This window comes from Gorillibacterium sp. sgz306347 (assembly GCF_059735245.1).
In genome coordinates this window covers 1-21,314 of sequence record NZ_JCAPET010000066.1, presented here as the reverse complement: position 1 = coordinate 21,314, position 21,314 = coordinate 1, and the positions used below count along the sequence as shown (strand labels likewise).

Below are 21,314 nucleotides of genomic sequence, written 5' to 3'. Positions count from 1 at the left end.
TACATTTCCCCGGTGCGTTTTGAGCAGCGCTACTATGACCAGGTCATGTAACTTAGAGGTGTCCACTTTCTTGACAGAAGAGCACTTTGCACCTCTTTTCCTTTGTCGAAGATGATTCACTACCTGCCGCTTCCTTTCCTAACCTGGGTTGCCGAAAACCTGGCACCATGTAATGGGAAGCAGTCCGGTCGCCCCTTTATGCAGTCCAGTTGCCCCTTTATGCAGTCCGGTCGCCCTTTTATGCAGTCCGGTCGCCCTTTTATGCAGTCCGGTCGCCCTTTAAGAAGAAGCCGTTCCGCTCCATTCCAGCCGCTCATGCTCCGCCTCTCACAGAGGAGTTCCTTCCGCCATAACGTACCTAACCGTTACTAATGCAACCAACGCACCTAACCGCCACTGACGCATCTATCGCACACAACGCATCTAACGCATCTAACGCATCTAACGCACACAACGCATCTGACGCATCTGACGCATCTATCGCATCTGACGCATCTATCGCATCTGACGCATCTGACGCATCTATCGCATACAACGCACCTAACCGCCACTAACGCATCTAACGCACACAACGCATCTGACGCATCTATCGCACACAAACGCACCTAACCGCCACGTACCCATCTAACACAAAAAAACAGCCTCTGCCGGCTGGCAAAGGCTGTTTCTTGTTCGGTTCTTACAGTTTTACAACGTTTTCGGCTTGCGGGCCGCGGTTGCCTTCAACCACGTTGAATTCAACTTGTTGGCCTTCGTCGAGGGATTTGAAGCCTTCGCCAACGATGGCGCTGAAGTGTACGAATACGTCGCTGCCGCCTTCAACTTCGATGAAGCCGTAGCCTTTCTCTGCGTTGAACCATTTTACTGTACCTTGTTGCATGGGATATACCTCCACAAAATTATATTTAACATGGAACCTTTATTTTCACTGAAAAATAAAAAATTCTCACATTTCAAAAGGCTCCGATAAAGAAGAGAACCCTTGGAAATAGGAGAATTTCAGGTTTCATCTTTACAACAATTATCATTTTACCACACCCGGTTACCGAGTGCAAGCGATCATCCAGCCCAATGCAAAACTAATTTCGCATTTCAAGCGCCTAATAACAGCACAGCAAAAAAGAATGCCACCCCCCCACACAAAAAGCACCGCCCAGAGCACAAAGCTAAAGGACACCCTCATTTTTATGGAATGACCACCAAATAGGAAAAGAAAATGAAAAGCGTGAAAAATTCGGACCCCCAAACGAGCGGCATGACTCCTCCAGATAAAAGCGGTTGAACAAAACGGCGATAGACCAAGCAAAAGAAGCGCCGGCCTATCGCCTTTTTGTCTTTCGTCCAAATACATACACAAACCAAGTGGTTGAGAACACCCGGCAGTCCCCTCTATCCCTTCGGTGTTTTCGACCTGAACCGCATTTTCCTGCGATTATACAGCAATGTTACGAGTAAAAAGGACTTTTCTCCTTCATTACTGCCATTCTGCAGGATATTTTACCGTTGGCGGCCGGATTTTCGTCAAAGGACGAATAAAACTGTATTTTTGCAGCATTTTCCCTCGTGCTCATCCTGTTGGTCCGCAAAATGATGCAGAATCGCATCATATCCATGATTCCGGCACCTAGCCTTCTCAATATACAATATTTGGATGACCTTGAGAAATGTTTCCCGTCACGCATGTATCCACATGCAGCTCCTTCTCCACGCCAAACACCCTACTTCACCGCCCCCTTGGTCACCCCCTCGATAATCCAGCGCTGGGCGAACAGGTAGATGATGACCAGCGGAAGCATCGCAAGCAGATATGACGCAAACGCCAGGTTGAACTCGATGCTGAACTGCCCTTGGAAAATATACTGCACAAGCGGCAGCGTATACTGCGAAGGATCGCTCAGAATGATCAGCGGGAGCATAAAGTCGTTCCAGGTGGACAGGCACATGAGAATGCCTACCGTTGCGTTGATCGGGGCCATCAGCGGGAAAATAATCCGCCAGAACGTCCCCCAGGTGCCCGCCCCGTCCATCGTGGCGGCCTCCTCCAGCGCCTTCGGAATCGACTTGATATAGCCGACGTAGACGAAAATGTTAAACGCCAGCCCGTACACGATGTGCAGCAGCGTAAGGCCGTACTGGTGGTTCATATGAAGCGCCGTCGTCAGCTTCACCACCGGCAGCATGATAATCGTAAACGGAATAAACATCGCGCTGACAAAATAATAATACAAGCCTTTGTAAACCTTCTTCTCGTTCATGTTGCGCCCGATCGCATACGCCAGCAGCGAGGTCGTAAGCACCGTGAACACCACGGTCAGCACGGTGATCAAGGCGCTGTTGCCGAGCGCCCGGTAGAAGTTGGTTAGCCGGATGGCTTCCGCAAAGTTCTCGAAATGCAGGCCGAACGGCAGGGAAAAGATCGAATCGGCCATTTCCTCCGGCGTTTTAAGCGCAATCGATACGGTCATGTAGAGCGGGAACAGGATGACGATCGTTCCCAAGGCGACGGCGAGGTTGGCGCCCCAATTCGTTTTCGTCCGCATCAGGCATCCATCTCCCTTCTCTGGAGGAATCGGATTTGCACAAAGGAGATGACCGCAATGACCAGGAACAGCAGAACCGCGTTGGCGGTCTGGTAGGCGAATTCGCCGCCCTGGAAGCCGCCGCGGTAAATCATCAGCGAGATCGACTCCGTGGCGCGGCCCGGTCCGCCGTTGGTCAGCGCGATGATCTGGTCGAACACCATCAGGGAGTTTTTCATGGCGAGCACCATGTTAATCGTAAAGAACGGCGCGATGAGCGGAAACGTAATGTGCCGAAACTCCTGCCATTTGCTCGCCCCGTCCAGGCTGGACGCCTCGTACAGATTGGTCGGAATCGTCTGCAGCCCGGCGAGGTACAAAATCGTGTTAAACGCGATCCCCTGCCAGACGGCCACAATCACGACGCCGACCCAGGCAAGCTTCTCGTTGCCCAGCAGGTTTCCGGCGAGCGTTTCGCTCCCGAGCGCCTCTCCCCAGATCGGAAAGACGTTGGCGAACAGGTAGTTAAAGATAAACCCGACAATCAGCACGCTCAAAATATTCGGCAAAAAGTAAATCCCGCGGAAAAAGTTGCGGAACCGGATTTTCGCGTTCAGCCCGAGCGCGATCAGCAGGCTCAGCAGGTTGATCAAAATCGTCGTCGCGACGGCAAACAGGAACGTAAACCGGTAAGAGTTCCAGACGTTGCTGTCGTTCAGAAGATTGCGGTAGTTTTTAAAGCCGACAAACTCGTAGTTGGAGCCGAAGCCGTTCCAGTTCGTGAACGAATAGTAGATGCCCTGAATGGCGGGAAGCGTGTGGAAAACAAAAAACAGCACGATTCCCGGCACCACCATCCAGAAAAAAGCCAGGTTTTTTCGTTTTGCCATGCGAGTCCCTCTTTTCGTGTATGAGTGCGTCGCCTCCCGTTCGCTTACTGGCGGTCGGCGTATTTCTTCCATTCCCGGTCCAGCGTGTTCAAATAGCCGTCGATGTCCCCGTTTTGCAAAAAGGATTGAATGATCACCTGCGGCTGAATCGCGACCGGGATAAAATGGTCCGTAAAGTCCAGCACATCGCCCGCTTCCATCGCTTCTGCAATGGCGTCAAGCGCCGGGTCGTCCTGAACGACATCCTTCGCCACCGGGTAGACCGACTGCGACTCAATGTACGCCTTGGTGTTTTCGGGCCGCAGCAGAAATTCTAGAAACGCCCGTGTCTCTTCCGGGTATTTGGTGTTGCGGTCGATGGTGAGCAGCGTATCCACACCGGAGATCAGCTTGGACTCCCCCGGCTCGTCCCCGGTCGGGATGGAAAAGAACCCGAGGTCGATGTCCGGATTGGCTTTTTTGATCTCCGGGATGGCCCAAATGCCTTGAAAATACATGACCGCTTCGCCCCGCGCGAACGCCATGTTCCCGTCGGCATAGCCCATTCCGTTGCGGTTCGGATTGGCGTATTGCAGCAGCTCCAGCTGCTTCTCGGCCACTTCCCGGAACTCTCCCGCAAACGTTGCCTCTCCTGCGGCCAGGCGGTCGAAGAAATCGAGGCCGACCAGGTTGGAGCCGAGCGAATTAAACGGAACCTGGGTCGTCCAGGCGTCCTTGATCGTGAAGTAGAAGGGAACCTTTCCCGCTTCCTGTGCTTTTTGCGCCGTCGCGAGCAGCTCGTCCCACGTTTGCGGGATTTCCAGCCCCAGCTCGTCGAACAGCGTCTTGTTGTAGATAATGCCGTTGGCGTTTGCCGCGTAGGGAATGCCGTTCAGCTCTTCGCGCCCGGTATAGGTGTCGAGAATGTCGACATACACGGGGCGGAGGCGGTCGAGGAGGGGATCGTTCCGAAAGTCGGCAAAAATCTCGCTTTCCGCCAGAACCTTAAAGGTATCGTTTAATCCGAGGCCGAGGATGTCCGGCGGATCTTCCTTGAGAATGCGCGTTTTGAGAACCGTTTCGGCGTCCGGCGGGTTCACCTGAACCACCCGGATGCCGGGGTTTTCCGCGTTAAACTTGGCCGCCAGCTCGTCGAAAATCTCCTTGGCTTCGTTTTTGTTCTGAAAAAACTCCAGCTCCACCACGCCGTCCGCGCCTCCCTGCGCGCCGCAGGCGGAAAGCAGGAGCATTGCAAGCAAGCCCGTTAGAACCGATTTGGCAAGCTTCATCGCCGCCCAACCTCCCTGCTGTCAATTTCTGATGTTTTATACCCTTTCTTGCGGCTCTGGAAACGGAAAAAGACGGCCGCCCCCTTCGCGCTGACGAAGGAGACGGCCGCCTTTGGAGGCGCCGGCGCCGGATGGGCCGGGAATTTGCCGGATTATTACTGAATGCCCGCTTCCACTTCTTTCGCCATCTCGGCAACAGACAGAAGGCCGCCGCCGGACAGGTACCAGTAGTTCGGGTCAAGGTAGACGATCTTGCCGTTTTTGTACGCGTTGGTGTTCTTGACGAGGTCGTTTTCCACGACTTCCTTCGCTCCGCCCTGCGCCTGGCCGGCATCGCCCGCGACGACCGCGTCCCGGTCCACCACAAACAGGTAGTCGGGGTTTTTCTCGGCCACGTATTCGAAGGACACGCTTTGGCCGTGCGTGGATACCTCAATCTTGTCGTCCGCCGGCGCGATGCCGAATTCATCATGAATGATTCCGAAGCGCGAGCCGGGGCCGTAGGCGCTGACTTTGCCGCCGGTAACGAGAATGACCAGACCCTTTTGAGCCGGATCGGAAGCTTCCTTCACCTTGGCGATGGAATCGGACACGGCGGCCAGCTCGGCTTCGGCTTCCGCCTGCTTGCCGAAAATTTCGCCGATCGTTTTCACGTTTTCCGTGAAGGAGCCGAGGTAATCGGCTGCGTCAACGCCCATGAAGATCGTCGGAGCGATTTTGCTGAACTCCTCATAGGAGTCCTGCTGGCGGCCGGAAATGATGATCAGGTCCGGCTTCAGGGCGTTGATGCCCTCGAAATCCGGCTCCATGAGGCCGCCGGCGTTTTCGTATTTCGCGTCCTCGAATTTGGACAGGTAGCTCGGCAGGTTTTGCTTCGGCACGGCCGTCACTTCGATCCCCAGCTTGTCCAGGGTATCAAGCGTGCCGAAGTCGAAGACGACGACCTTTTGCGGATTTGCTTCGACAACCGTTTCGCCAAGCTTATGCTTGACGGTAACTTCGCCGGAGGCTGCCGACGGCTCGGCGGTCGCGGCCGGGCTTGTCGACGCGGCCGAAGAAGCGCTCGCAGCCGGGCTCGCCGAAGGGCTCGTTTCCCCGCCCGAAGCGGAATCCGTTCCGCACGCGGCGGCCGTAAAAGCGGTGAAGGTCAAGGCTAACAGAAGAGAAAGAGAACGTCTCGTTTTTTTCACAGGGGTCACCTCGTTAAAGTATGGTTTCCGCCGCCGCAGAAACGGCTTGCGGGATATGATTTCATCCGCCGGGGGCACTTGCTCCGCTTCTCGGCCTGTGCGTCCGGTTTTCGTCCGGAGCCTGACGTCGGGGGCCCTCCGCGAAAGGGCCGGACGATGGGAACGCAATCCGTAAAGCGGCGGCAAGCGGTATGGGCGGTTTCATCCGGAATTCAGGAAAAATAAATGCCGATTTTATTTCCGCCGATCGTCTCGATCGGAATCGTCATCTCGTAGACGTCCTCCAGCACGGAGGTGTCGATGATGTCGGCGGCCGGTCCCTGCTGCACAATGCGGCCCTGCTTCAATGCGACGATGTAGTCGGAATAGCAGGACGCGAAATTGATGTCGTGGATGACGATCACAATGGTTTTGCCGAGCTCCTCCGTCAGGCGGCGGAGCATCTTCATGATCTGGACGGAATGCTTCATGTCCAGGTTGTTGAGCGGCTCGTCGAGCAAGATGTATTCGGTGTCCTGCGCGATGACCATCGCCATAAACGCGCGCTGGCGCTGCCCGCCGCTCAGCTGATCGAGGTACTTGTGCGCGATGTCCGTCAGCTCCATATAACGGATCGCCTCGTCGACATGCCGCCAATCCGTCTCTTTCAGCCGCCCCTGCGAATAGGGGAACCGGCCGAAGGAAACCAGCTCGCGGATCGTGAGCCGGACGTTGATTTCGTTCGACTGCCGCAGAATCGAAATCTTCTGCGCGAGCTCACCGCTTTTGTAAGCGCCGACGGGCTTGCCGTCAATCCGGACCTCTCCTTCGTCGATGCCGGTCAGACGGCTGATGGCCGACAGCAGGGTGCTTTTGCCGGCGCCGTTCGGCCCGATGAAGGAGGTGATGCGCCCTTTCGGGATGGCGACGGACACCTCGTCGACGACCTTGACGCCGCCGTACCGCTTCGAAACGGCTTTGACTTCGATCACGCCTTGTTCCTCCTCAGCAAAAGATAGATGAAATAGACGCCCCCGGCGAAATTCACAATGACGCTGAGCGACGTGGTGAAGTCGAGCACGCGCTCCACAATCAGCTGGCCGCCCACCAGGGCGATGACGGAGATCAGAATCCCGCCCGGAATGAGCCGGGAGTGCCGGTGCGTGCGCAAAAACTCGTGCGCGATATTGGCGACGATCAGGCCGAGGAACGTAATCGGCCCGACCAGAGCGGTCGAGATGGAGACGAGCACCGCTACGACAGCCAGCAGGCGTCTGAGCGCCCGATCGTAGGGAACGCCCAGGTTGACCGCGTGCTCCCGCCCGAGCGCCAGAACATCCAGATACTTGAAGTACGGCGCGGCGAAAGCGACGGCAGCCGCCGTGCCGATGACGGACAGCAGCAGAATGTCGGCGTTGACCTTGCTGAAGCTGGCGAACATTTTCCCTTGAACAACCAGGAACTCGTTCGGATCGATCAGCACCTCCAGGAAGGTCGACACGCTTTGAAACAGGGTGCCGAATACGAGGCCGATCAGCAGCAGGAAGTACAGATTGCGTCCTTCCCCGCGAAAAAACAGTTTGTACAGAACCGCCGTAAATGCGGTCATCAGCGCGACCGAAACGAGGAAGTTGACGTTTTTGCCCGCGGCGCTCAAGGCGACGGACCCGGCCGCGTACACGACGGCGGTTTGAAACAGCATGTACAGCGAATCCAGGCCGATGATGCTGGGCGTCAAAATCCGGTTGTTGGTAATGGTCTGGAACACGATGGTCGAGAACGCGATGCACCCGCCCGTCAGCACGACGGCGAGCAGCGTCCGGGAGCGGCGGGGAAGGACGTAATCCCAGTTGCCCCCCGCCTGAATCAGCAAAAATACGGCCGCGAGCCCCAAGGCCAGACCGGCAAGCAGCCACAGCTTGGCGTTCACGTTAAGCTTCATAAGCGCTTCTCCTCATCAACAGGTAAAGGAAAATCGCGCTGCCGATCACGCCGACGGTCAAACCGATGGGAAGTTCAAACGGATAAATGACAACGCGCCCCAGAATATCGCAAAAGAGAACAAAGCTCGCACCCAGACAGGCGGTGCTCCACAGGCTTTTTTTCAGGTGATCCCCCCGGTACATCGTCACCAGATTCGGAACCACCAGCCCGAGAAAGGGCAGCATGCCGACGGTCAGCACCGTGACGGCGGAAATCAGCGAGACGATGATGAGCCCGCTGTTGACGACAAAACGGTAGTTGAGGCCGAGATTGGCGGCAAAATCCTCGCCCATCCCCGCGATGGTGAACCGGTTCGCGAACAGATACGCCGCCAGCAGCAGCGGAATGCTTATGTATAGAGCTTCATAGCGGCCCGCCATGATCATGGAGAAATCCCCTTGCAGCCAGGCGGACATGCTTTGGATCAAATCATGCTTCAGGGCGAAAAAGCCGGTGAGCGAGCTGACGACGTTACCGAACATGAGCCCGACGAGCGGAATGAAGATAGCGTCCTTGAAGCGAACCTTGTCCAGGATCTTCATGAAGAGCAGCGTCCCCGCAAGCGCAAAGACAAACGCCACGGCGATCTTGACCAGCATGCCGGCGGTCGAAAACAGCAGCATCGAGACCAGCACGCCCATCCGGGCCGAATCCATGGTGCCCGCCGTGGTCGGCGAGACAAATTTGTTGCGGGCGAGCTGCTGCATGATCAAGCCTGCGACGCTGATGCTCATGCCCGAGATCAGAATGCTGATCAAGCGCGGCACCCGGCTGATCAAAAACACCTGCAGCTGATCGTCCGTAAGCCGAAACAAATCGAGCGGCGAAATATCCTTGACGCCGACGAAAAGCGAGACGCAGGAAAGAATCGCAAGCGCCGGAAGCAGATAACGGTTTTTCATGACTCTCCTTTGGCGGCTAAACATAATCTTTTGATAATGAGAATCATTATCACTTTAATGCCTATCATACCCGCCGCCTTCTTCGGGTGTCAACCTTTTTTCACCAAAGACGCCGTCTTTTTAAGGCAGATTGCTGATGAGCGGACGGCCGCCGAACGTACAATAGTCACTGATTATCCCAATCGCGGAATGAATATATAGAGGATGATGCAGGCGGAACTAACTTCCTCTTCTCCTTTTCGGCGAAGGAAGCGGGGGATGGAAAAATAGAAGATACGTATTGCCGTGGCGGTCGCCGGAGGCGAGTGCAAAAGGAATCCTCGTTTTACACTTGCTCACGCTTTAGAGCTGCCAGCGGCAGCTCTAACTGTTCGGCGGTTGTGCTAATTGCTCGGCGGTTGGGTTAACTGCTCAGCGGTTGCGCTAACTGCTCGGTGGTTGCGCTAACTGCTCAGCGGTTGCGCTAACTGCTCGGCGGTTGTGCTAACTCCTTATCGGTTACGCTTACTGCTCGGCGGTTGCGCTAACGGTTGCCACAGAGGCTATTTGCCCCAAAAAGAGGCGTTTCGAAATCTAACGGTTGCCACGAAGCTTATTTTCGATTTTTTGCTTGATTTCGACCGATTTTTGCAAAATAAGCGCTGTGGCAACCGTTAGCGTAAAAAAAGGACGGTTTTGACGCGAATAAGCCCTGTGGCAACCGTTAGCCTTTCGCTTCTTCCTGAGTGCACACATAATTTGAGTTTGATCTGTGTGGCGGGCAAAGAAAATAGGCCGTCAAACAGAGAAGTCCGAATGTGCCTCTCTCCTCCGGATTCATTCCCTCAGGAGTGCTCCCTTTTCTCAGGTTCGTGTTGCGGTGCAATCTTAAAAAGGGAGCCGTCAGATTGCAAACCAAAACGGCCATCCGCTGTGGATGGCGTTTCGTCCGCCGCTGCTGGCGCTGCCCGTGCGCCTGCCCGGCGGTCCGCCGCTGCTTGCGCTGCCCGCGCATCCGCCAGGCGGTCTCGTCGCCGCTGGCGCTGCCCGTGCGGCCTGCCCGGCGGTCCGCCGCCGCTGGCGCTGCCCGCGCGCCTGCGCAAGGGACCGCCGTCCCGCCGCGGGTACGCAGTGCTAAAGCTTGGTGCGGCGCAAGATCTGGTTTGTCACTTCGGAGAAGAGCAGCCCGAGGGCGATTGCCCCCGACATCATCAGCGCCTTAGACGCGTACGGCCCAGCGGCCGCGTAGTCGCCCTCGACCATGGACCGCATCGCATCGAACGCCAATGCGCCCGGGACCAGCGGAATAATGCCCGAGACGCTGAACACGATAATCGGCGTCTTGAACAGCCGGGCGAAGACCTGGCTGATGACCGTAACGGCAAACGCGCCTGCCAGCGTAGCCACGACCGCGTCGTAGCCCGCCTCGACCAGAGAAATGTACATCGCCCAGCCGATCATGCCAACGAACCCGCATTGCACCAGGGAGCGCAGAGGGACGTGAAACAGGATCGCAAACGAGGCGGACGCGATATAGCTGGTAATCAGATGAACGAGCATGGAAAAGCTCCTTTACTGAAATGAAAAAATAATGGTGATCCCGGTTCCGATCGCGGCCGCCGTCAACAGCGCTTCCGCCCCTTTGGAAATGCCCGAGACCAGGTGGCCGGCCATCAGGTCGCGCACCGCGTTGGTGATCAGAAGCCCGGGAACAAGCGGCATAACCGCCCCGATGATGATCAGATCGGCCTCCTCGCCGAGGCCCGTCTGGACAAAGAAAAACGCGGCCGCTCCGACCAGAAAAGCAGCCAGAAGCTCAGCGAAAAATTTGATCGGCACCAGCCGGTGAACAAATACGGAGCAGGCAAAGCCGAGCCCCCCCGCCGCAAAAGCAGGCAGAAAATCGGGCCAGCCGCCGCCGAACATCATCAGAAAACAGCCGCTTGTCAATGCGGCCGCCGCGATTTGGACCGCAAGCGGATACGCCATGCGGCCTTTTTCCACCGCCCTCAGCTCGTCCGCGGCCCGCTCGGGGGGCAGCTCTCCGCTGCTGATGCGGCGGGAGATGGCATTGACCGCCATCACCTTGTTCAGATTGGTGGAGCGCTCCGATATGCGGACCAGCCGCGCCGGGTCCGCCTCGCTGGTGGAAAACATGATCGCGGTCGGCGTCACATAACAGTGCGCGAGTACGATACCGAACGAAGCCGCAATCCGCGACATCGTGTCTTCGACCCGGTACGTCTCCGCGCCGTTTTGCAGCATGAGCTTGCCGGCCAGGAGACACAGCTCGATAATCCGGTACTCTTCTTCCCGGCCCGGCTCCGCCGCTCGGCCCGCAGCCTCCACACACCCGGCCGCTTCCGTTCCGTTTTCCAATCCGCCCGGCTCCGGCGCAAGCCCGTGAAGCCTGTCCGGCGGGTTTGCGCCGTCCCCTGCTGCTTTTCTACCTTGTTTCATGTCCCGCGGGTTCGCGCCGTCCCCTGCTGCTTTTCTACCTTGTTTTGTGTCCGGCGTCATTCGCCGGCTGTCGTTTCGACCCATTCCTTTTGGCACCACCGGTTTGTCCGTTTGCTTTGAGTATACCGCAAAACGGGACGAAATAGAGGACGACCTTTGATCCAGTTTCTTTGACAATGATAATCATTCTCATATAGAATAAAAACAGTTTCGCACTTCTGTTCTCAATTTCTCAATTTCTCAATTTCTCAATCAATTTCGTTTTCAGGAGGGTGCCGGATGCTGGTAATGTTTCGCAAGATGGTCGTGACGGAAGGCTCCGCGGAAAAAGTGGTGGAGCATTTTTTGAAGCAAGGAGCGGTTGAACAAGCGCCCGGCTTTGTCGATGCCAGCGTTTTTGTCAAAAAACGGAGCAAAGGCCAGGACGAGCTGATGATCCAGGTCCGCTGGGAGTCCGAGGACCATTGGAAGCAGTGGGAAAAAAGCGACGCGCATCTCGAGGGACATCGCAAGCAAAGAGAGGCGGGCAAGCCGGAGCATATCCTCAGCGTGGAAGTCGGCCTCTATGAGCTCCGGGGCGTCAAGTCTCCCCGTCCGGAATGAATCCGCGGTGAAAACTGTCGTATACCCGGCTTCAAAACAATCCAAAAACGGAGGCGAATGGACCGCGGTCCACTCGCCTCCGTTTGCTTGTTCGGCTTCTAGCTTACCCGTTCAAAATCGCCTCAATCTTGGACAGCTCGTCCGCCGTGAAGGCCAGGTTTTGAGCGGCTTCCACCGCGTCCTCGATCTGGCCGACCTTGCTGGCGCCGATCAAAGCGGACGTCACTCTTCCCCCGCGAAGCACCCAGGACAGCGCCATCTGGGACAGCTTTTGCCCGCGTTCCATGGCATGCTCGTTCAGCTTGCGCACCTTTTCCATACGGTCTTCGGTAAGCGCTTCGGGCCGCAGGAACGTGCCGCTTTTGCCAGCCCGGGAATCGGCCGGAATGTCTTTCAGGTAGCGGTCCGTCAGGATGCCCTGCGCCAGCGGCGAAAAGGCGATGCTGCCGATCTTTTCCTTGTCGAGCGCGTCCAGCCAGCCTTCGGCTTCGGCACGGCGGTCGAACATCGAATAAGGGAATTGGTGAATCAGGCACGGCGTTCCGAGCTCGCGCAGGATTGCCGCCGCGCGTTCGGTCTGCTCGGCCGAATAGTTGGAGATGCCGATGTACAGCGCTTTGCCCTGGCGAACCAGCTGATCCAGCGCCCCCATCGTTTCTTCAAGCGGCGTTTCGGGATCGAACCGGTGGTGATAGAAAATATCCACGTAATCCAGCCCCATCCGTTTCAGGCTTTGGTCCAGACTGGATACCAGGTATTTGCGGGAGCCCCAATCCCCGTACGGTCCCGGCCACATGTAATAGCCCGCTTTGGTGGAGATGACCAGCTCGTCCCGGTACGGCTTCAGGTCGTGGCGGAGCATGCGGCCGAAGTTTTCCTCCGCCGAGCCCGGAGGCGGTCCGTAGTTGTTCGCAAGGTCCAGGTGGGTGATCCCCAGATCAAACGCCCGGCGTACCATGGCGCGTCCATTCTCATAGGTATCCACACCGCCGAAGTTGTGCCAAAGCCCCAGGGAAATGGCCGGCAGCTTCAGCCCGCTGGCCCCGCACCGGAAATACTTTATGGATTCGTATCTGTTCTCGTTGGCCGAATAAGTCAAGGTTGCACCCTCCTTTTTCGATTGGCTTGCCTTCCTAGTATACCATCCGCTCCCGCCGGGAGGCATATCGCGATGTCCGTTCCCTATAGCATAATGTCTGATTCCCGGTAATAATATGCGCCCTCCGCTTTTTCGCCTCACAATCCACCCCGCAAATGCCGTTATTATAAAGTAGAGTGTCGCCCCGCTTACATCCGAGGCCGGCCCGTCCCGAGCGCCGAATCGCACCGAGACGGACCGCCTTTCTGTCTTTCCACCACCTCCTTGCTAGGGGACGATCAATGTGAAGATTCGCCGTAGGGTCATTTTATTTATCACGCTGCTGCTTTTGTTCGGGGCCTCGCTCGCCCTTGCCGGGTTGGACCGGATTCTGCTGGACCGCTTCGACCGGATGGACGGGGAAGTGCTGCGTTCGTCGGTCGAACGCGTTCAGTTTGCGCTGGAGGAAGACCGGCACAGCTTTGTGGATCACATGCGCGTGCAGGCTTCGCTTACCGAAACGTTAGGGACGCTGCGCAAGCTTTCTTCCAATTCCTCCGTAAGCGCCTATTTTTTAAAACGGATGCAGACGGCTACCGGCACTGGAGACGGACTGGACATGGTCGCCCTCGCGGATACAGAGGGGAACTTGTACGGACAAGCCCGGACGGGAGGGCTTCTGGAACCGCTCACGGACGATTGGAGACGGCTGCTGGTCAGCGAAGGCGGGTGGCTGCTGCGTCCCGCGGTCCCGCAAGAGCCTTATTCCGGTTTGGTGCTGCTCGGAGGGGAACCTTTTCAGCTTGTTTCCTATCCGATCGTTTCATCCGGCTCGGACCGGCATGTCGAAGGCGCTTTTCTGGCGGCCCGTGCGCTGGACCGCAAGCTGATGACGCTCCATGGAACGGATCGCAAGTCCCAGGTTTCCTTGTATCCGGCCGATGCGGACGCCCCTCTCCCCTCCGCGGACGGGGAACCCGATTATGCCACCTTGCCGGACAACCGGATTTCAGCGCGTCTTGCGATCCGGGACATCGTCGGCCGGTCTTCCATTATTCTGGAGGTCGAACAAAACCGTGCGCTCTACGAGAACGGCAAAAAGGCGGTTTCCATGTTCGGCGCCCTGCTTCTGGGCGGCGGCGTTCTGCTGGCGGTGCTGATTATCCTTTACTTGAACCGGGCCATCCTGTTCCGGATCGGCAATCTGGTCCAGGAAATCCGGCAGATCGGCCGGAAGCAGGATTTTACCATCCGCATTCCCGCAACGGGCAATGACGAATTTGCCGATCTTGAGAACGAATTTAACCGGATGATGGGGTCGTTGGAAAAAGCGCAGGAAAAGCTGCGGGAACAGGCTGAAATCGATCCCCTTACCAAGCTGCCAAACCGCAACCGGCTGTACCGGCAAGTAGAAGCCGAGATGGAGGCTGCCCGGGAAGGCTCCCGGTTTCTGGCGCTGCTGCTGGTCAATTTTGATTTTTTCAAGCGCGTGAACGATTTGCGCGGCCACGAGATCGGCGACGATCTGCTGAAGGAGGGCGCACGCCGGATCGTCGCCTCCATCGGCAAACGGGATGCGGCCGCCCGTCTCGGAAGCGACGAGTTCGCCGTTATGCTGGCCAATCTGAAAAGCGTGGAAGAGGCGGAAAAGGAAATCAACTACATTCGCAGGACGCTTCAGGACCCCTATCTGCTGCGCGGGCATCTGCTGCACGTGACGACAAGCATTGGCGCCAGCCTTTTTCCTTATCACGGCCTGGAAGCCCAAAGCCTGCTTAAGCGGGCCGATCTGGCGATGCAGCGGATCAAGGAGACGGGCCGCAACCGCATGCTGATTTATTCGGATCAGCTGGAGATGAAGGAAGGCCGCCGCCGGCTGCTGGAGGAGCATCTCGACAATGCGGTCGAACGCGGCGAGTTCACCGTCCACTACCAGCCGATCGTCTCGACCGAAACGCTGGCGGTGGAACGGCTGGAGGCCCTGATCCGGTGGAGCAGCCCGGCCGTCGGCCCGGTTTCCCCGGCAGAGTTCATTCCGCTGGCCGAGTCCAGCGGCACCATCACCAAGATCGGCAATTGGGTCATCCGCCGGGTGCTTTCCGATCTTCGCCGCCTGAGCGACCGCGGTCTCGCCATGAAGGCCGCCATCAACGTGTCCGTCATCCAGCTGGAGCAGGACGGCTTTAGCGGCCATCTGCTGCATGCGCTGCGGGAATTCCGCATTCCGCCGGAAAACGTGGAGCTGGAGATTACGGAAAGCGTCTTTATGTCCGGCGAAAAGGCGGCCGCCCAGCTTCAGCTGCTCCGCGAAGGAGGCATCCGCGTTGCGCTGGACGACTTCGGCACCGGCTTCTCTTCTCTGAGCTATCTCCGGCGCTTCCCGGTGGACACGGTGAAGATCGACCGCTCCTTTATTTCCGGCGACGAGCTGTCGGCCTCCGACCGGACTTTGGTGAAGGCGATCGTCGAGCTCGTCCACAATCTGGGGCTGCGGGTGGTCGCCGAGGGAGTGGAGGACCAGGCGCAGCATGAGTTTCTGCGCGCGGTCGGCTGCGACCACATCCAGGGCTACTACATCAGCCCGCCGCTGAACGCGGAGCAGACGGACCGGTACTTTAATCTTCCGCCGGATGCGCCTCAGCCGATCGTTTCGTGAGGCGAGCGGCAATCCGGCCGGTATGAACCGGCGAGCGCTCCAGCTGTGCCGGCAAAAGGCGGGAAAGCGTAACGTCCAAACCGGAGCGCCGGCAAAGGCGGGAAGCGAAGCGCGTCCGGTGTACGCCGGTGCTGCGCCGGCAAAAGGCGGAAAGCAAATCGCCTCCGGTGTATGCCGGTGCTGCAAACGGCGGAAAACGGAAAAGCGAAGCGTCCGGTGTACGCCGGAGCTGCGCCGCCTGGAACGGAGCTTCGATCGCTGTTGTTTTCGGGGAATCCGATTGAACGAAACCGGCGGCGGATATTCCCCGAAAACAAAGGCGAACGCTGCCGCTTCTGCGCCCCGTTCCGGCTGCTCCGCTCCGGCTTCACCGGGTAGGCAAAGAAGGACCGCCGCCTTCTGGCCGCGGTTGCAGCGGGTAAAACATAACCGCACGCTCACCTGGGGTTGCGCTAACCCCAGACCGACGCTGCGGCTCACCCAAGCCTAAACATAACCGCGATTCATCGCGGGGAGGTTGAACTCGTCGCGTCGGCTGCCGACGCTGCCGTGTTAACGAAAGAGCCCGCCTCCCGGTCCCCGGGAGGCGGGACTTGCAGGGCGGCGGGACCAGCCCCGCTGAGCAAACAAAAAAGCAGCTCCGAAAGCCGTCAGTCGACGGCGATCGGGGCTGCTTCTTTTTGCGGCTGCGCCGGGACGGGAGCCGGCTTGCGCAGGTTCAGCAGGGCGACGCTGCCCAGAATGACGGCGAGTCCCGCTAGCGTATTGGCGTGAATTTCTTCTTGCAAAAACAGGGCGCCCCAGAGGATGCCGAAGATCGGGACAAGGAAAGTGACGCTTATGGTTTTTACCGGCCCGATGCTGCGAATGAGCCGAAAATACAGCAGATAAGCGGCCGCCGTGCAGATCAGGGCCAAGGCGAGAACAGCGTACACCACATCCGCGGACGGCATCCGGTCCGGCAAGTAAGCGAGCGCCAAAGGCAGCAGCACGACGCTCGCGCCCAGCTGCTGGCCGATGCTCATGTCGAGCGTACTCATTCCTTTGAAGCTCCGGGAGGAATAGATCCCCCCGAAGCCGTAGGCCAGCGCGGCCAGCAGCGAATAGCCGATGGAATAGAGCCCCGCCCGGTCAAGCGGCGTCGGACTCCAGCCGACCAGAACGGCGACGCCCGCCAGGCCCGCCGTCAAGCCGAACAGCTTCCAGCCGGTCAGTTTGTCCTTGGTCCAGCCCCAGGCCACCAGAGCCGTGAACAAAGGCGTGGTTGCGTTCAAGATGGCCGCAAGCGAAGCGTTCAGGTGCAGCTCCGCCAGGCAGATCAGCGAGAAAGGTACGGCGGCGTTCAGCGCGCCGAGGAGCAGAAACGACTTCCATTTCCGCCAGACGGCGATTTTCTTTTTGGACAGCAGGGCAACCAAAAGCAAGGCGGCCGCGGCCAGCACGACCCGCAGCTCGGTGGTAAAAACCGGCCCGATAACCGGCGCGGCGATTTTCATAAACAGAAACGACGCTCCCCATATGGCCGCGAGCAAAAACAAAACCGCCAGATCTCTGCCTTTCACGTCCCCACTTCCTTCCGCAACCATTCGTATGATCTAATTTCTCCCTATTGTAGCAGAACGCCGGGCGGAGCGGATTGACTGTAAATAAATTGACAACAAATCGACATTATGGACCGGAGACTCGGGCCGCCCCGCCCTTCGAGCCAACAGTAAAAGCAGCTCCGATAGCCGTCAGTCGACGGTGGCGGGGCTGCTTTTCTTTGCGGCTGCGCCGCGGCGGAGCCGGCCTGCGCAGAGGGCGGCACTGACATGCGCAGGGAGCAGCAGTGGCGCTGCCCTATTTTTGCTTGGAAACGTGCATGGTTTGATCCTCCAGCTTAATAAGCACCTTGCCAAATCGGCCCCCCTGCTGAATCGAGATTGTCTCGGCGGAATAATTTTGATCCAGGTGCTTTTGAACGACACGGCGGGTTTCTTCGTCCGCCGGCAGCTTGTAGAGCTTCAGCCGGCTCAATACCTCCTCAATGGCCGCTTCCCGGGACACCTCCATTTCTTTCATTTCCCGGGTTACGAGAGAATGAAAGGAGTACCCTTTCAGATAAAGCAGCTGCATCAAATAGATCATCTCGGAATTATGAGGCTTTTCGGGTGCGTGTTTAAGCAGGGGCAGAATCTCATCGGCAAGGCTGTGCTCTCTGGGGCCTGGCGATGTTTTCTTCCAGAAGCTCGGCCAGGGGAAGACACGGCTCAACGGCTGTCACCCGAGCACCCTTTTCCGCAAAAGGAATTGAAAATCCTCCGGATGCCGCCCCGATATCCAATACCGATGCTCCTTCAAGCTCCACCCCCTGGCTTTCCAGCCAGTTGATAATCCGTTTGGTGCGTTGTTTTCCCTCTTCGCTGAACGCTTGCTCGTTAAACGTTTGCGCCTGTAGGTCGAATGCGTGTACCGGATCAATCCCCGCAGCTTTCATCGTATGGACACCCGTAGAAAAATCCTCCTTCCAGGCTTTTTCCCATGCGGATTCGTTGTAGATCTCCTTCATCATCGGCATGCCCTCCCTTATAGAATCCTCTTCAATCAAAGATAATAAAGATTCTTTTTATCCTTAATTAGAGCAAAAAAAGAAGTTACTTTTGAAGCTCTTTCACAAGCTTCGCTATCGTCTGGCTTTTTAAGTAATCCTCCATCTTGTCTTCGGCCTGTATCATGACCTTATGAATCGGACATTGCGGACCATGATGGTTAAAATTGCAATCGAAAAAAGAAGCCTGCCCTTCTATTGCATGAATCACATCCAGAAAGGAGATTGTCTCCCAGCTGCTTTTCAGCTTGTACCCGCCATTCACGCCCGGCATGGATTCAATCATCCCCGCCTTGGTGAGCTTGGTCAGGATTTTCGAGAGATAGGTCGGGGAAACGTTTTGCCGTTCCGCGAGAATAAGAACACTAACGGTTTCTTTGGGTGCTGCCTGCGCGAGAAAAAGGAGCGTATGCAGCGCATAGTCCGTGGCTCTGGAATAGTTCACTTTCGCTCCCCCTTTTAAAACAGAGTTTGTTTATCCATAATATCCTTGTTGGTTTTTCATGTCAACTGCAGCCGGTGCAAGAAAGAGCGCCCCCGGCGCTTTTCTGTGCTATAATGAAACCCGCGCGGCCCGGCTTCGGACGCGTCCGGCCGACACGGCCGGCCAATTTCATAGACTCCGCGCTTCGCGCGCGGGAGAGGTTCGCGAACTCCCTCTATAAAAAACTAATGATGCCCGGTGTTTTTCAAGCTTCACGGCCAGGCTTGTTTTTTGATGGATTCCTGAATCTCTCTGTCGCCCTTGAACGGGAAAGGAGAGATTTTTTTATGCTTCGGGAGGAAAAAGCGGTCGTCGTCTTCAGCGGCGGCCAGGACAGCACCACCTGCCTCTTTTGGGCGAAAAAGACCTTTCGGGAGGTGGAGGCGGTTACGTTCGATTACGGCCAGCGGCACCGGAAGGAGCTGGACTGCGCGGCGGCCATCGCCCGCGACCTCGGCGTAGCCCAGACCGTGCTCGACATGTCGCTGCTCGGCCAGCTTGCGCCGAACGCCCTGACGCGGACGGACATCGCCATCGAGCAGCAGGAGGGCGAGCTGCCGAGCACCTTTGTAGACGGGCGCAACCTGCTGTTTCTCAGCTTTGCGGCCATTGCCGCCAAGCAGAAGGGCGCCCGCCATTTGGTGACCGGCGTATGCGAAACGGACTTCAGCGGCTACCCGGACTGCCGCGATTCGTTTATCAAATCGCTGAACGTTACGCTGAATCTTGCGATGGACCACCCGTTTGTCATCCATACGCCCTTGATGTGGCTGGATAAAGCGGAAACCTGGCGGCTCGCCGACGAGCTTGGGGCGTTTGAGTATGTGCGGGAGCGGACACTTACGTGCTACAACGGCATCCCCGGCGACGGCTGCGGGGAATGCCCCGCCTGCAAGCTGCGCCGCGCGGGACTGGAGCGGTACGCGGCGGAAAAAGCCGCCGAAAAAGCGGCGGGCAGGAACGGCGCGGATGACGCAGCAAACGCGCGGCGCCCGGACGCCCCGGCCTGCCGGGAGGGCGCACGATGAGCGCCGGACACGACCGTTCGCCCGGCCCCTTCGTCATCCCGGAGCGTGCGCAGCGGCTCGGTGAAGACATCGCGCCGGAGCAGCTGCGCTATCACCGCAAGCGGGTGCTGGTCGCCAAGGAGTTTACCTTTGACGCGGCCCACCACCTGCACGCCTACGAGGGCAAATGCAAAAACCTGCACGGCCATACGTACCGGGTCGTTTTCGGCGTCAGCGGGTATCCGGACGAGACGGGCATCGCCGCCGATTTCGGAGAGCTGAAGGCGATCTGGAAAAGCCGAATCGAAGGCCGGCTCGATCACCGCTACCTGAACGAGACGCTGCCGCGCATGAACACAACGGCGGAAAACATCGTCGTCTGGCTCTATGAGCAAATGGAGGCCGCGCTCCAATCGGAGCCGTACTGCACGCGCGTGGCGGGCGGACGGACCGAATTTGTCCGCCTGTTCGAAACGCCGGCCAGCTACGCGGAAGCCCGAAGGGAGTGGATGGCCGATGAATAGACCGGCAGACGCGATGGATACATCGGAGAGCCGGAAAGCGGCCTGCGCTCCTTTGGCGGGGGAACCTGCCGGTCCGAGGGCCGGCGCGCGGAGCGCAGGCGCGGGGGCTCCTCTCCCTGCCGCCGGGAGGCCGATCCCCGTCCTCGAAATTTTTGGCCCGACCGTTCAGGGCGAAGGCATGGTGATCGGCCGGAAAACGATGTTCGTCCGCACCGCCGGCTGCGATTACCGCTGCGTCTGGTGCGATTCGGCCTTTACGTGGGACGGCAGCGGCAAAAGCCTGCTTCGTCTGCTGCGGCCGGAGGATGTGTGGGAGGAGCTCTGCCGGATCGGCGGAGACCGCTTCTCCCACGTGACACTCTCCGGCGGCAACCCCGCCCTGCTGCCGCAGCTTGGCGGACTGGTGCGCCTGCTGCGCGAACGCGGCATCCGCACCGCCGTGGAAACGCAGGGCTCGATCTGGCAGCCCTGGCTGGCCGACATCAACGAAGTGACGCTTTCCCCGAAGCCGCCCAGCTCGGTAATGGAGACGGACTTCGCGGCGCTGGACGGTATTGTGGAGCGTCTGGAAAGCGCATGTCAGGCGGCGGAGGACCGCGCCTTCAGCCTGAAAATCGTCATTTTCGACAGCGCCGATCTCGACTATGCCGCCCATGTGCACAAACGGTATCCCCGGGTGCCGCTTTTTCTACAAACCGGCAACGCCGACACGGCGGAGCCGGATGCAGAGGCCCTCTCCGCCTCGCTTTTGCGGGCGTATGAGCGCCTGGTGGACCGTGTCATGGCCCGGGCGGACCTCAAAATGGTGGAAAGCAAATCGCTCAAGCTGTACCTGTTCAGCTTCCGCAACCACGGCGATTTTCACGAAGACTGCATGAACATCATTTTGAACGACCTCATCAAGCTGATGGACCCGCGCTACATCGAGGTATGGGGCAAATTCACGCCGCGCGGCGGCATTTCCATCGACCCGTACTGCAACTACGGCAAGCCGGGCACGCCCTTTGCGGACATGGCCCGGCAGCGGCTGCTCCAGCACGATCTCTATCCCGAAAAGGTGGATAACCGCTGACGCGGAGCGTTTTACGGCAGCAGCTTTTTGGAGCAGCTATTCTCCCGTTAGCCACCCATGCCCTGGCGGGCACCACAGAAAATGAAACTAAAGTTGCGTTATTTCAGGGTGGATTTTTTGGCTATGCCGTGGT

The 21,314-nt window shown here is 57.9% G+C and carries 20 protein-coding genes and 1 riboswitch; of the genes, 5 read left to right on the top strand and 15 right to left on the bottom strand.

The annotated features are described in order from the left end of the window. Positions 1–679: 679 nt before the first annotated feature. The 10 genes from AC6I6H_RS21230 to AC6I6H_RS21185 all read right to left on the bottom strand — a co-directional run bounded on the left by AC6I6H_RS21230 (position 680) and on the right by AC6I6H_RS21185 (position 11,170). The gene (locus AC6I6H_RS21230; RefSeq protein WP_497956432.1) at positions 680–880 is read right to left on the bottom strand and encodes a cold-shock protein; all 201 of its coding nucleotides are present in this window, start codon (positions 878–880) and stop codon (positions 680–682) included. An 838-nt stretch (positions 881–1,718) separates the two neighbouring features. Next, entirely contained in the window at positions 1,719–2,540 is an 822-nt protein-coding gene (locus AC6I6H_RS21225; protein WP_497956431.1) for a carbohydrate ABC transporter permease, read from the bottom strand. After that, a complete protein-coding gene (locus AC6I6H_RS21220; protein WP_497956429.1) occupies positions 2,540–3,409 on the bottom strand; it encodes a carbohydrate ABC transporter permease in 870 nt (289 codons plus the stop codon). The genes AC6I6H_RS21225 and AC6I6H_RS21220 overlap by 1 nt, the downstream gene beginning before the upstream one ends. Positions 3,410–3,453: 44 nt before the next feature. After that, entirely contained in the window at positions 3,454–4,677 is a 1,224-nt protein-coding gene (locus AC6I6H_RS21215) for an ABC transporter substrate-binding protein (RefSeq protein ID WP_497956427.1), read from the bottom strand. A 155-nt stretch (positions 4,678–4,832) separates the two neighbouring features. Next, positions 4,833–5,867, bottom strand: a complete 1,035-nt coding sequence (locus AC6I6H_RS21210; RefSeq protein WP_497956426.1) for a siderophore ABC transporter substrate-binding protein — start codon at positions 5,865–5,867, stop codon at positions 4,833–4,835. 212 nt (positions 5,868–6,079) lie between these two features. After that, positions 6,080–6,838 carry an iron ABC transporter ATP-binding protein gene (locus tag AC6I6H_RS21205; RefSeq protein WP_497956425.1) on the bottom strand — a complete coding sequence of 253 codons (759 nt, stop codon included), beginning with the start codon at positions 6,836–6,838 and terminating at the stop codon, positions 6,080–6,082. Further along, complete coding sequence (locus AC6I6H_RS21200) at positions 6,835–7,788, bottom strand: iron chelate uptake ABC transporter family permease subunit (RefSeq protein WP_497956423.1); 954 nt, start codon at positions 7,786–7,788, stop codon at positions 6,835–6,837. The genes AC6I6H_RS21205 and AC6I6H_RS21200 overlap by 4 nt, the downstream gene beginning before the upstream one ends. After that, on the bottom strand, positions 7,778–8,731 hold the full coding sequence (locus AC6I6H_RS21195) for an ABC transporter permease (RefSeq protein ID WP_497956422.1): 954 nt from the start codon (positions 8,729–8,731) through the stop codon (positions 7,778–7,780). Before AC6I6H_RS21195 ends, AC6I6H_RS21200 begins: the two co-directional genes overlap by 11 nt. A 1,113-nt stretch (positions 8,732–9,844) precedes the next feature. Further along, entirely contained in the window at positions 9,845–10,270 is a 426-nt protein-coding gene (locus tag AC6I6H_RS21190) for a threonine/serine exporter family protein (RefSeq protein WP_497956421.1), read from the bottom strand. A 12-nt stretch (positions 10,271–10,282) separates the two neighbouring features. Further along, a complete protein-coding gene (locus tag AC6I6H_RS21185) occupies positions 10,283–11,170 on the bottom strand; it encodes a threonine/serine exporter family protein (RefSeq protein WP_497956419.1) in 888 nt (295 codons plus the stop codon). Between the two features lie 279 nt (positions 11,171–11,449). On the opposite strand from AC6I6H_RS21185, the gene AC6I6H_RS21180 reads away from it, so the two are divergent. Beyond that, complete coding sequence (locus AC6I6H_RS21180) at positions 11,450–11,773, top strand: antibiotic biosynthesis monooxygenase (protein WP_497956417.1); 324 nt, start codon at positions 11,450–11,452, stop codon at positions 11,771–11,773. Positions 11,774–11,876: 103 nt separating this feature from the next. Here AC6I6H_RS21180 and mgrA read toward each other — a convergent pair whose 3' ends face one another. Beyond that, the gene (mgrA, locus tag AC6I6H_RS21175) at positions 11,877–12,872 is read right to left on the bottom strand and encodes an L-glyceraldehyde 3-phosphate reductase (protein WP_497956415.1); all 996 of its coding nucleotides are present in this window, start codon (positions 12,870–12,872) and stop codon (positions 11,877–11,879) included. Positions 12,873–13,155: 283 nt separating this feature from the next. Between mgrA and AC6I6H_RS21170 the strand changes: the two genes are divergently transcribed. Continuing rightward, positions 13,156–15,507, top strand: coding sequence for a putative bifunctional diguanylate cyclase/phosphodiesterase (locus AC6I6H_RS21170; RefSeq protein WP_497956414.1), 2,352 nt, complete (start codon positions 13,156–13,158; stop codon positions 15,505–15,507). A 650-nt stretch (positions 15,508–16,157) separates the two neighbouring features. Here AC6I6H_RS21170 and AC6I6H_RS21165 read toward each other — a convergent pair. The 4 genes from AC6I6H_RS21165 to AC6I6H_RS21150 all read right to left on the bottom strand — a co-directional run bounded on the left by AC6I6H_RS21165 (position 16,158) and on the right by AC6I6H_RS21150 (position 18,539). Continuing rightward, positions 16,158–17,069, bottom strand: coding sequence for a DMT family transporter (locus AC6I6H_RS21165; RefSeq protein ID WP_497956412.1), 912 nt, complete (start codon positions 17,067–17,069; stop codon positions 16,158–16,160). 277 nt (positions 17,070–17,346) lie between these two features. Next, positions 17,347–17,622, bottom strand: a complete 276-nt coding sequence (locus AC6I6H_RS21160; RefSeq protein WP_497956411.1) for a hypothetical protein — start codon at positions 17,620–17,622, stop codon at positions 17,347–17,349. A 61-nt stretch (positions 17,623–17,683) separates the two neighbouring features. Continuing rightward, positions 17,684–18,058: a class I SAM-dependent methyltransferase gene (locus AC6I6H_RS21155; protein ID WP_497956410.1), complete on the bottom strand. Its 375-nt coding sequence runs from the start codon at positions 18,056–18,058 to the stop codon at positions 17,684–17,686. An 82-nt stretch (positions 18,059–18,140) separates the two neighbouring features. Continuing rightward, positions 18,141–18,539, bottom strand: coding sequence for an Rrf2 family transcriptional regulator (locus AC6I6H_RS21150; RefSeq protein ID WP_497956408.1), 399 nt, complete (start codon positions 18,537–18,539; stop codon positions 18,141–18,143). 190 nt (positions 18,540–18,729) lie between these two features. Continuing rightward, a riboswitch (PreQ1 riboswitch) is annotated at positions 18,730–18,773 on the top strand. 92 nt (positions 18,774–18,865) lie between these two features. Here AC6I6H_RS21150 and queC point away from each other — a divergent pair. From queC to queE, 3 genes are read left to right on the top strand one after another with little or no spacing between them, the layout of a single operon-like run. Then, a complete protein-coding gene (queC, locus tag AC6I6H_RS21145; protein ID WP_497956406.1) occupies positions 18,866–19,606 on the top strand; it encodes a 7-cyano-7-deazaguanine synthase QueC in 741 nt (246 codons plus the stop codon). Beyond that, on the top strand, positions 19,603–20,109 hold the full coding sequence (gene queD / locus AC6I6H_RS21140) for a 6-carboxytetrahydropterin synthase QueD (RefSeq protein WP_497956405.1): 507 nt from the start codon (positions 19,603–19,605) through the stop codon (positions 20,107–20,109). Before queC ends, queD begins: the two co-directional genes overlap by 4 nt. A 13-nt stretch (positions 20,110–20,122) precedes the next feature. Continuing rightward, positions 20,123–21,181 (top strand): 7-carboxy-7-deazaguanine synthase QueE, encoded by a 1,059-nt coding sequence (queE, locus tag AC6I6H_RS21135; RefSeq protein ID WP_497956434.1) that lies wholly within the window; start codon positions 20,123–20,125, stop codon positions 21,179–21,181. Positions 21,182–21,314 lie beyond the last annotated feature (133 nt).

Coding starts and splice junctions, on each gene's coding strand:
- AC6I6H_RS21230 (WP_497956432.1), bottom strand. CDS start 880: ATGCAACAAGGTACAGTAAAATGGTTCAACGCAGAGAAAGGCTACGGC.
- AC6I6H_RS21225 (WP_497956431.1), bottom strand. CDS start 2,540: ATGCGGACGAAAACGAATTGGGGCGCCAACCTCGCCGTCGCCTTGGGA.
- AC6I6H_RS21220 (WP_497956429.1), bottom strand. CDS start 3,409: ATGGCAAAACGAAAAAACCTGGCTTTTTTCTGGATGGTGGTGCCGGGA.
- AC6I6H_RS21215 (WP_497956427.1), bottom strand. CDS start 4,677: ATGAAGCTTGCCAAATCGGTTCTAACGGGCTTGCTTGCAATGCTCCTG.
- AC6I6H_RS21200 (WP_497956423.1), bottom strand. CDS start 7,788: ATGAAGCTTAACGTGAACGCCAAGCTGTGGCTGCTTGCCGGTCTGGCC.
- AC6I6H_RS21195 (WP_497956422.1), bottom strand. CDS start 8,731: ATGAAAAACCGTTATCTGCTTCCGGCGCTTGCGATTCTTTCCTGCGTC.
- AC6I6H_RS21190 (WP_497956421.1), bottom strand. CDS start 10,270: ATGCTCGTTCATCTGATTACCAGCTATATCGCGTCCGCCTCGTTTGCG.
- AC6I6H_RS21185 (WP_497956419.1), bottom strand. CDS start 11,170: ATGAAACAAGGTAGAAAAGCAGCAGGGGACGGCGCAAACCCGCCGGAC.
- AC6I6H_RS21180 (WP_497956417.1), top strand. CDS start 11,450: ATGCTGGTAATGTTTCGCAAGATGGTCGTGACGGAAGGCTCCGCGGAA.
- AC6I6H_RS21160 (WP_497956411.1), bottom strand. CDS start 17,622: ATGCAGCTGCTTTATCTGAAAGGGTACTCCTTTCATTCTCTCGTAACC.
- AC6I6H_RS21155 (WP_497956410.1), bottom strand. CDS start 18,058: ATGATGAAGGAGATCTACAACGAATCCGCATGGGAAAAAGCCTGGAAG.
- queC (WP_497956406.1), top strand. CDS start 18,866: ATGCTTCGGGAGGAAAAAGCGGTCGTCGTCTTCAGCGGCGGCCAGGAC.
- queD (WP_497956405.1), top strand. CDS start 19,603: ATGAGCGCCGGACACGACCGTTCGCCCGGCCCCTTCGTCATCCCGGAG.
- queE (WP_497956434.1), top strand. CDS start 20,123: ATGGATACATCGGAGAGCCGGAAAGCGGCCTGCGCTCCTTTGGCGGGG.